This window comes from Cellulosimicrobium sp. MI9406 (genome assembly GCF_040595865.1).
Classification (GTDB): Bacteria; Actinomycetota; Actinomycetes; order Actinomycetales; family Cellulomonadaceae; genus Cellulosimicrobium; species Cellulosimicrobium funkei.
Genome location: NZ_JALIZI010000008.1, coordinates 240,893 through 250,557, shown reverse-complemented (window position 1 = coordinate 250,557; position 9,665 = coordinate 240,893). Strand labels below are relative to the sequence as shown.

Here is a 9,665-nt window from a genome sequence, read left to right as displayed (position 1 = left end):
ACAGCGAAGGGGAAACGCCCGGTCCCATACCGAACCCGGAAGCTAAGCCCTTCAGCGCCGATGGTACTGCCCTGGAGACGGGGTGGGAGAGTAGGACGCCGCCGGACAACCCTTCACCGAAGGCCCACCCCACACGGGGTGGGCCTTCGGCATATCCGCATACCCCCACACCACGCGACGGACGCGCCGGGGCCGGCACGTCCGGGGCCGTCGTCGGCCCCACGGACGGTCGCACCGGGACGCGAGAGCGGCCGAGGAGTCCTCAGGACCAGCCGTACCCGGCCGACCAGCGGACGATCTCTGCGAAGAAGCGTGCCCGGGGTTCCGGCGCCGAGAGCGACAGGTCGTGCATGCCGCCGGGGATACGGACCAGGGTGACGACGCGACCCAGGTGCGAGGCCCGGCGGGCGAGCGGCTCGACGTCGAGCACGATGTCGGCGGCGCGCATCTCCTCCGTCCACCGCGTGCTGAACAGCGACCTCTCGGCGAGGAGCACGAGCACGGGGCAGTCGATCGCCAGGCCGGCGGCGACGCGCGCGTGGCCCGAGATGATCGCGCGCAGCCATCCCGCGCGGACGGGGAACGACGGGACCGGACGCCACGCGTCGTCGATGGTCCACGTGCCGTCCTCGCGGTCCCGGAGCGTCCGGGCGTAGTAGCCGGGATCGACGTTGGGGAGCGGGGCACGGGGCTGGAAGCGGGCGAGCTGGCGGATCGCGGGGCCGGAGACGGTCCGCGCCACCGACGAGCCCTGCAGCTCCAGCCACGGGCTGTTGAGCACCAGGCCGCGCACGACGCCGGGGTGCCGGTGCGCCCACAGCGCCGCGACGAGACCGCCGGTCGAGTGCCCCATGAGCATGATCGCGACGTGCGCTCCGAGGTCCTCCCGCACGACGTCCAGCGCGGCGGCGATGTCGGCGTCGTACTCTTCGAGGTGGTCCGCGTACCCGGGGGTCTGGTGCGGACGCAGGCTGCGACCGTACTTGCGCAGATCGACGGCGTAGAACGCGGCGCCGAGGCCGTGCCAGGTCTGGGCGAGCTCGGTCTGGAAGAAGTAGTCGCTCCAGCCGTGCAGGTAGAGCACCGCGCGCGCGGGGCGCACGGGCTCGTCCGTCGGCGGGACGTGCCGGACGACCGTGACGACGACGTCGCCCTCGTCGTCGGGCTCCAGCTCGACGGTGCGCTGCTCGAACCCTGCCCCGAGCACGTCGGGGGCCCAGGCCGGGGACGTCACGGCGTGAGCACCACCTTGCCGAAGTGGTCGCCGGCCGCGAGCCGCGCGAGGCCGTCGCGGGCGCGGGCGAGGGGGAGCACCTGGTCGACGACGGGGCGCACCTCGCTGCGCGCGAGGAACCGCAGGAGCGCGGCGAGGTCGTCGCGCGAGCCCATGGTCACGCCCTGCACGCGGATCTCGTGGAAGAAGACGCGTGTGAGCTCGGCGGGCGACGCGTCGCCGCTCGTCGCCCCCGCCACGACGACGGTGCCGCCCGGCCGCACGGACCGCAGTGAGTGGCTCCACGTGGCCTGCCCGACCGTCTCGACGACGACGTCGACGGGCGCGGGCAGGCGGGCGCCGGGCTCGAACGTCGCCGCCGCCCCGAGGCGGGCCGCTCCGGCCCGCTTCGCCGCGGAGCGGGACGTCACCCACGTCTCGAGCCCCGCGGCGGCGCCGAGCGCGACGGCCGCCGTCGCGACCCCGCCGCCCGCGCCCTGCACGAGGACACGGTCGCCGGGGGCGGCGCCACCGGCGGTGAAGAGCATGCGATAGGCGGTGAGCCACGCCGTCGGGACGCACGCGGCCTCGACGAAGGTCAGCTCGGGCGGCTTGGGGACGAGGTTGTGGCTCGGGACGGCGACGCGCTCCGCGAGGGTGCCGGGGTACCGCTCGGACAGCAGAGATCGACGCTCGGTGGGCCCGACGCCGTGCCCGTCCGCGCCGACGACGGCGTGCACGACGACCTCGGAGCCGTCGGGGGCGACGCCGGCGGCGTCGGTCCCGAGGATCATGGGCAGGCGGTCGGCGGGCAGCCCGACGCCGCGCAGCGACCAGAGGTCGTGGTGGTTGAGCGACGCGGCGCGCACGTCGACCGTGGTCCAGTGCTCGCGGGACGCGGGCTCGGGGCGGTCCCCGACGACGAGGCCGGCCAGGGGGTCGTCGGGGTCGGTGCGGTCGGCGTAGGCGGCGAGCATGGGACCAACCTACGGTCCGGCCCGTGCTCCGACCACGGGGCCCGCCCGGGGGAGCCCCCCGGACCTGCCCCGACGACGAGCGGGTCAGTCGCGCACGCGCGCCCGCTCGCCGAGGAAGTCGGCGACGATCGGTCCGAGCTGGTCGAACTCGATGAGGAAGCCGTCGTGCCCGAAGTCGCTCGTGAGCGTCCGCAGGGGCTCGGCGCCGGGGATGCCGGCGGCGATGCGCGCGCAGTCGGCGGGGAGGAACAGCCGGTCGGTGTCGACGGCGACGACGAGCGCGTGCGCGGTGATCTGCGCGAGCGCCGCCTCGACGCCGCCGCGGTCGCGCCCGAGGTCGTGCGTGAGCATCGACTCGGTGAGCACGACGTACGAGTTCGCGTCGAACCGCCGCGCGAGCTTGTCCCCGTGGTGGTCGAGGTAGGACTGCACGGCGTAGCGGCCGTCGGTGAACGGGTCCTCGCCGCCCTGCGGCAGCCGGCCGAAGCGGTCGTCGAGCTCGCGCGCGGACCGGTAGGTGGCGTGCGCGATCTGCCGGGCGATGCCGAGCCCGACGTGCGGGCCGTCGCCGTCCGCGGCGTCGTAGTAGTCGCCGCCGCGGAAGCCCGGGTCCGCGCGGACGGCGCCGAGCTGCGGGTGGGCCCAGGCGATCTGGTCGCCCGTGGTCTGGGCGGCGGTCGCGATCGCGGCGAGCGAGACGACGTCGACCCCCGCCTCGGGCCCGAGCAGCGCCCACTCCAGCACGCGGTGCCCGCCCATCGAGGCGCCGACGACGAACGCCCACGACGTGATGCCGAGCGTCCGGGCGAGCTCGATCTCGACCGCGACCTGGTCGCGCGTCGTGACGCGCGGGAACCGGCTGCCCCAGGGACGGCCGTCGGGCGCGGTCGAGGCCGGTCCCGTGGTGCCCTGGCAGCCGCCGAGCACGTTGGGCGCGACGACGAACCAGCGGTCGGTGTCGATCGGGGCGCCGGGCCCGACGAGCGACTCCCACCAGCCCGCGGTGGCGTGCCCCGGGCCGGCGGGGCCGCTCACGTGCGAGTCGCCGGTGAGGGCGTGCAGCACGAGGACGGCGTTCGAGCCGTCGGGCGCGAGCGTGCCCCACGTCTCGTACGCGACCCGGACGTCGGGCAGGCGGGCGCCGGACTCGAGGTCGAACGTGCCGACGTCGGCGAAGCGTCGCCGGCCCGCCGGGTCGCCCTCGCGCCACGCTCCGGTCGCCGGGACCGGGGCCTTCACCCGCGCGCGCGACGGCGCCACGCCGTGCGTCGACGAGTCGCCCGGCCGCGCGCCGGAGCGGGCGTCGGGGGCGGGGGAGAGGAGCTCGTCGTTCACCGGGGTCACCGTCGGCCACTGTACGGCCGGGGCGCCCAGGGCGCCCCGGCTGTCCAGATCCGTCATCGTCGCGCCCGTCGTCGGCCGGTCAGGAGCCCAGCGCCGACTTGGCGGCGGTGAACCCGAGCTCGAGGTCGGCGAGGATGTCGTCGACGTGCTCGATGCCCACCGCGAGGCGGACCAGGCCCGGCGTCACGCCGGACTTCGCCTGCTCCTCGGGGCTGAGCTGGGCGTGCGTCGTCGACGCCGGGTGGATGACGAGCGACCGGACGTCGCCGATGTTCGCCACGTTCGAGTGGAGCTGCAGCGCGGAGACGAACGCCTGCCCGGCGTCGCTGCCGCCGTCGAGCTCGAACGCGAGGACCGCGCCCGCGCCGCGCGGCAGGTACTTCTGCGCGTTCGCGTGCCACGGGCTCGAGGGCAGGCCCGCGTAGTGGACGGTCCGGACGTCGTCGCGCGCCTCGAGCCACTCGGCGACCTTCTGCGCGTTGGCGACGTGGCGCTCGACGCGCAGGGACAGCGTCTCGATGCCCTGCGCGATGAGGAACGCGTTGAACGGCGAGATGGCCGAGCCCAGGTCGCGCAGGAGCTGGACGCGCGCCTTGAGCACGTACGCGAGGTTGGCACCGAGGATGCCGCCCACGCCGAGGTCGCGCGCGTAGACGAGACCGTTGTACGAGGGGTCGGGCGTGTTGTAGTTCGGGAACCGCTCCGGGTGCGCCGCGTAGTCGAACGTGCCGCCGTCGACGATCACGCCGCCGATCGCGGAGCCGTGGCCGCCGAGGTACTTCGTCGCGGAGTGCACGACGACGTCCGCCCCGTGCTCGAGCGGGCGCAGCAGGTAGGGCGTGGCGACCGTGTTGTCGACGATCAGCGGGACGCCGACCTCGTGCGCGACCGCCGCGACGGCCTCGATGTCGAGGACGTCGGCCTGCGGGTTCGGGATCGTCTCGCCGAAGAACAGCTTCGTGTTCGGGCGCACGGCGTCGCGCCAGGCCTGCGGGTCGTGCGGGTCGGCGACGAACGTCGTCTCGACCCCGAGCTTGGCGAGCGAGTACTGCAGGAGGTTGTAGGTGCCGCCGTACAGGCTCGGGGAGGCGACGACGTGGTCGCCCGCCTCGGCGACGTTGAGGATCGCGAACGTCGTCGCGGCCTGCCCGGACGCGAGGAGCAGCGCGCCGACGCCGCCCTCGAGCGAGGCGATGCGGTTCTCCACGACCTCCTGCGTCGGGTTGCCGATGCGCGTGTAGATCGGGCCGAGGTCCTTGAGCGCGAACCGGTCGGCCGCGACCGAGGCGTCCGGGAAGACGAACGACGTGGTCTGGTAGATCGGGAGCGCGCGGGCGCCGGTCGTCGGGTCGGCGGTCTGGCCGGCGTGGACCTGGCGCGTCTCGAAGGACCAGGCGGGGGCGTTGTCGGTGCTCATGGTTGCTCTCCTGCGGGTGAGGTGGGACGGCGGCGTGCGGGTGCACCGGGGCGGGTGCGGCGGGGACGGGGTCGTCGACCGCGGCGAGAGGCGCACGCGGGACGGGATGCCGCGGCGAGGGCGTCGTCGACGACGGCTCGCGGGCAGGCGAACGTGCGCTCGGGTCAGCGACACATTCGACGGGACATGAGGCCGAGGCTAGGCGCGTCGTCGGCGACCCGGTAGGCCCTTCTCACCATGCGAGACCACATTGTGAGAAGGGTCCGGCCGCTCGGATCGCGCGGAGCGGACGTTCCGGGCAGACTCGTCCGAGTGCTGTCAACGAGACACGCCGAGGAGGAGTTGATGAACCGCGTGACCCGGAGCGCGCCGCGCCGTCGCGTCGCCGCGGCGGGGGCCGCCGGAGCGCTCGTGCTCGCGCTCGGCGTCGGCCTCGCTCCGACCGCGTCGTCCGCGCCGTCGGACGACGACGTGCGCGCCGCGCGCGAGGCCGCCGACGGCGCGTCACGGGACGTGGCGACGGTCGAGCGCGAGCTCGCGGCGCTGCGCGACCGGCACGCGTCCGCGGTCGCGGCCGTCGAGACGGCGGCGGAGGAGTACGCCGCGGCGCAGGGCGAGCTCGAAGCCGCCGACGCGGAGGTGCGCGACGCCCAGGCGGCGCTCGCGACGGCCCGGTCGGGCGAGTCCGACGCGCGGGCCTCCGTCGGTGCGCTCTTCCGCGCGTCACGCCAGGGCTCGACCGAGCTCGACGCCCTGCGGACGGTCCTGGACGCGGACGGCGTCGAGCAGGTCGTCGCGCGCGAGAACGCCGAGCGCGTCGCGGGCCGCACCGCCGGACGTGCAGTCGAGACGCACGCGACGGCGCGCGCCGTCGCCGGCACGGCCCGCGCGCGGGCGGACGCGGCGCTCGCGCACCAGGCCGAGGTCGAGGACCGCGCGCGCGACGCGCTGGTCGCCGCCCAGGTCTCCTCCGGGGCGCTCGACGAGGCCGTGCAGGAGTCGGCGGCACGCCGGGAGACGCTGCTCGCCGAGCTCGCGCAGGCGCGGGCCACGAGCGTCGACATCGAGCGGGAGCGCCAGGACGCGCTCGACGCGCAGGCCGCGAGCGCGCGCGAGAGCGCGGCCCGGGAGCGGGTCGCGCCGTCCGCAGGGACGCCGGCGGCCGCTCCGTCCGCCCCCGCCGCTCCGTCCGTCCCGGCCCCGCAGAACCCGGCTCCCGCCCCGGCACCGGCTCCGGCCCCCGCTCCCGCCCCGGCGCCGGCTCCCGCCCCAGCGCCTGCCCCGGCGCCTCAGCCCACTCCTGCCCCGCCGCCCGTCGTCACGCCGCCGCCCGGCACGGGCGTGGGGAACGGCGCCCAGGGCCAGGCCGCCGTCGCGTGGGCGCGCACGAAGATCGGCGCGCCGTACGTGTTCGGCGGCACCGGGCCGGGCTACGACTGCTCGGGCCTCACATCCCGCGCGTGGGCCGCCGCGGGCGTCGACATCACCCGGACGTCGCGCTCGCAGTACCAGCGCGTGCAGAAGATCTCCTACGACCGCCTCCGCCCGGGCGACCTCATCTTCTACGCCAACGACACGTCGAACCCGTCGACCATCCGCCACGTCGCGATGTACACCGGCGGCGGGATGATGATCGAGGCGCGGCAGCCCGGCAGCCCCGTGCACGAGGTCGCGATGCGCTGGGCCGACGCGATGCCGTACGCGGGCCGACCGTAGCCCGACGCACGACGGCGGCCGCCCACCTCGCGAGGTGGGCGGCCGCCGTCGTACGGGAGGACGAGCCGGTCAGTGGCCCGGCGTGTGGTACCCGGAGTCGATGGCGCGCTGCAGGGAGCGCTCGATCTCGGCCTCGGCGTCGGCGCGGCCGACCCAGTGGGCGCCCTCGACGGACTTGCCGGGCTCGAGGTCCTTGTAGACCTCGAAGAAGTGCTGGATCTCCAGGCGGTGGAAGTCGGACACGTCGTCGATGTCCTGGCGCCACGCGGCACGCTGGTCGCCCGTCGGGACGCACAGCACCTTGTCGTCGCCGCCGGCCTCGTCGCGCATGCGGAACATGCCGAGCGCGCGGCAGCGGATCAGGCAGCCCGGGAACGTGGGCTCCTCGAGCAGCACGAGGGCGTCCAGCGGGTCGCCGTCCTCGCCGAGCGTCCCCTCGATGAACCCGTAGTCGTCGGGGTAGCGGGTCGAGGTGAAGAGCATGCGGTCGAGGCGGATGCGACCGGTCGCGTGGTCCACCTCGTACTTGTTGCGCTGCCCCTTGGGGATCTCGATCGTGACGTCGAACTCCACTGCTTCCTCCAGTCGTACCGGCACCGCGGCGCTCGGGCGGTGGCTGGTGTCGGATGATCGACGGACGACGCCGTCGTGCGGGAACTAGTGTGACACGGGACGTCCGCCCACAAGAGTCCGTACGGCCCTGTGCGGGCGACGACGTGAGTGATAATGCGCACGTGCCCGCGGCCCCGGGGGCGGGTCTGACGACCGGCGACCGGTCGGGACGGGCGGGCGGACGACGCGCCCCGGTGACCGGGGCGGACCGAGGGAGAGGTATGGGCTGGGCGACGCGCACGGGCGTGGCCGTCGGCGTGGTGCTCGCGCTCGCGGGCGGGTACGCCGTGGCGGACGCGTACGACGTCGTCCCCGGCGTGCTGACGCTCGAGCCGCCCGTCCCGGAGCCGCCGCCGTTCCCGCAGGCGCCGGGCGCGGCCGCTGCCCCGCCGCTCGAGGTGGAGCTGCCGGCGCTCGACGACGCGGCGCCCGTCCCCGCGACCGGCGCGGTGCAGACCCTCGTGGACGGGCTCGTCGCGGACACGCGGCTCGGCCCGCGCGTGGGCGTCCTCGTGACCGACGCGGCGACCGGCGACGTACTGGGCGCCGCCGGCGAGAGCGTGGGGCACGTCCCGGCGTCGACCCTCAAGACGTTCACCGCCGCGGCGGCGCTCTCCTCGCCGGGAGCGCACACCACGCTGCCCACCCGTGCCGTCCTCGAGGGGCAGGAGACGGTGTACCTCGTGGGCGGGGGCGACATGATGCTCGCGGCGGGTGCCGGGGACCCGACGGCGGTCAACGGCCGGGCCGGACTAGGCGACCTGGCCGCGCAGGTCGCGGGCGAGCTGCGGCTGACGGGACGCACGACGATCTCGCTGCGCCTCGACGACACGCTGTTCACCGGGCCCGCGGTCGCGCCGACCGTCGACCCGGCCAGCGTGCGCAACGGCTACGTCGCGCCCGTCGCGGCGCTCGCGGTGAACATCGCGCGCCTCACCGACGAGGAGTACGCGCCGCGCGCGGAGGACCCGGCCCTCGCCGCGGCCGACGCGTTCGTGGCCGCGCTCGCGCAGGAGGGTGTCACCGTCTCCGGGGACGTCGTGCGAGCGCCGGCGCCGAGCGAGGGTCGCACGGTGGGCGAGGTGGAGTCCGCCCCGCTCGGCGACGTCGTCGCGTACCTGCTCCAGCACTCGGACAACACGATCACCGAGGTCGTCGGCCGGGTCGTCGCGCTCGACGCGGGCCTGCCCGGCTCGGGTGCCGGCGCGACCCAGGCCGTGCGGGCGGCGGTCGAGGGCCTCGGCGTCGACCTCACGGGCGCGACGCTCGCGGACCTGTCCGGGCTCGGCGACGGATCCGTCGTCACGCCCGCGCAGCTCGACGAGGTCGTGGGCCTCCTGGCCGACCCCGCGCACCCGCGGCTGCGGCCCGGCGCGGTGGGCCTGCCCGTCGCGGGGCTGTCCGGGACGCTCGACGAGCGCTACCTCGCCAACGCGGGCCGCGGCGTCGTGCGCGCGAAGACCGGCAGCCTGCCGAACGTCACGTCGCTCGCCGGGACGGTCGTCACCGCGGACGACCGCCTCCTCGTGTTCTCCCTCATGGCCGACGCCGTCCCGGACGGCGGCACCTACGGCGCGCGCCTGATCCTCGACGACTTCGTCGCGTCGCTCGCGGAGTGCGGCTGCAGCGCCTGACGGGCCGCGCCACGTCTGGGGGAGGCTCCCGGTTCAGGGGCCGTGCGTCGCGTCCGCCAGCCAGTCCTCGACCTCCAGGCCGGGCACGCGGGAGAACTCGCGCACGTTGTTCGTCACCAGCACGAGCCCGAGCGACCGGGCGTGCCCGGCGAGGAGCGCGTCGTACGGGCCGACAGGGGTGCCGCGGGCCGCGAGGACGGCGCGGACCCTGCCGGCGTGCATCGCCGCCAGGCTGTCGAAGGGCAGCACGTCGACGAGCGACAGCAGCTCGTCGACCGCCTGCCGGTTGCGGGCCGGGTCCTGCGAGCGCTCCACGCCGTACTCCAGCTCCATCTCGCTCACGGTCGAGACGGCGACGCGCCCCTCTGCCTCGCGCAGCCTCGGACGCGCGGCCGCGCCGTGCCCGCGGAGGAGGGCGACGAGCACGTTCGTGTCCAGCAGATAGAGGGTGCTCACAGGGCCTCGCGCTCGTCCGCGGTGCCCTGGTCGCGGTCGGCGAGGAAGCCGGGACCGACGCGCAGGCCGTGCTCGAACCACTCGTCCCACCCGGAGCCGGCCGGGGTGATGACCCGTGACCGGCCGACGGCCCGGACGTCCACCTCCCGGACGTCGTCGGGCAGCGCGACCGCCTTGGGCAGCCGGACCGCCTGCGTCCTGTTGCTGCGGAACACCGTCGTGCGCACCATGCCGACCTCCCGTCGTATATCCCGAGAGTATATCCTTCGGGCGTCCTCGAACCCGTCGGCCGGGCG

At 75.6% G+C, this 9,665-nt stretch carries 9 protein-coding genes and 1 rRNA gene; 3 read left to right on the top strand and 7 right to left on the bottom strand.

What is annotated here, in order from left to right; translation table 11 throughout:
• Positions 1-107 (top strand): 5S ribosomal RNA (gene rrf, locus MT994_RS16305); the annotation flags it as partial.
• Between the two features lie 155 nt (positions 108-262).
• Here the strand turns inward: rrf and MT994_RS16300 are convergent.
• The 4 genes from MT994_RS16300 to MT994_RS16285 all read right to left on the bottom strand — a co-directional run bounded on the left by MT994_RS16300 (position 263) and on the right by MT994_RS16285 (position 4,951).
• A complete protein-coding gene (locus MT994_RS16300; protein WP_194521216.1) occupies positions 263-1,234 on the bottom strand; it encodes an alpha/beta hydrolase in 972 nt (323 codons plus the stop codon).
• On the bottom strand, positions 1,231-2,190 hold the full coding sequence (locus MT994_RS16295) for a zinc-binding dehydrogenase (RefSeq protein WP_144723011.1): 960 nt from the start codon (positions 2,188-2,190) through the stop codon (positions 1,231-1,233). The genes MT994_RS16300 and MT994_RS16295 overlap by 4 nt, the downstream gene beginning before the upstream one ends.
• 84 nt (positions 2,191-2,274) lie before the next feature.
• On the bottom strand, positions 2,275-3,591 hold the full coding sequence (locus MT994_RS16290; protein WP_354807076.1) for a homoserine O-acetyltransferase: 1,317 nt from the start codon (positions 3,589-3,591) through the stop codon (positions 2,275-2,277).
• Between the two features lie 22 nt (positions 3,592-3,613).
• A complete protein-coding gene (locus MT994_RS16285) occupies positions 3,614-4,951 on the bottom strand; it encodes a bifunctional o-acetylhomoserine/o-acetylserine sulfhydrylase (RefSeq protein WP_194521214.1) in 1,338 nt (445 codons plus the stop codon).
• Positions 4,952-5,296: 345 nt separating this feature from the next.
• On the opposite strand from MT994_RS16285, the gene MT994_RS16280 reads away from it, so the two are divergent.
• Positions 5,297-6,667, top strand: a complete 1,371-nt coding sequence (locus MT994_RS16280; RefSeq protein ID WP_354807075.1) for a C40 family peptidase — start codon at positions 5,297-5,299, stop codon at positions 6,665-6,667.
• Positions 6,668-6,736: 69 nt separating this feature from the next.
• On the opposite strand, the gene MT994_RS16275 is transcribed toward MT994_RS16280, so the two are convergent.
• Entirely contained in the window at positions 6,737-7,240 is a 504-nt protein-coding gene (locus tag MT994_RS16275; protein ID WP_034655165.1) for an inorganic diphosphatase, read from the bottom strand.
• 260 nt (positions 7,241-7,500) lie between these two features.
• Here MT994_RS16275 and dacB point away from each other — a divergent pair, with 260 nt between their 5' ends.
• The gene (dacB, locus tag MT994_RS16270; protein ID WP_354807074.1) at positions 7,501-8,913 is read left to right on the top strand and encodes a D-alanyl-D-alanine carboxypeptidase/D-alanyl-D-alanine-endopeptidase; all 1,413 of its coding nucleotides are present in this window, start codon (positions 7,501-7,503) and stop codon (positions 8,911-8,913) included.
• Between the two features lie 33 nt (positions 8,914-8,946).
• Here the strand turns inward: dacB and MT994_RS16265 are convergent, their stop codons facing one another.
• Both MT994_RS16265 and vapB read right to left on the bottom strand, forming a co-directional pair.
• Positions 8,947-9,369 (bottom strand): type II toxin-antitoxin system VapC family toxin, encoded by a 423-nt coding sequence (locus MT994_RS16265; RefSeq protein WP_021482084.1) that lies wholly within the window; start codon positions 9,367-9,369, stop codon positions 8,947-8,949.
• Positions 9,366-9,599: a type II toxin-antitoxin system VapB family antitoxin gene (vapB, locus tag MT994_RS16260; RefSeq protein WP_021482085.1), complete on the bottom strand. Its 234-nt coding sequence runs from the start codon at positions 9,597-9,599 to the stop codon at positions 9,366-9,368. Before vapB ends, MT994_RS16265 begins: the two co-directional genes overlap by 4 nt.
• Positions 9,600-9,665: the final 66 nt, after the last annotated feature.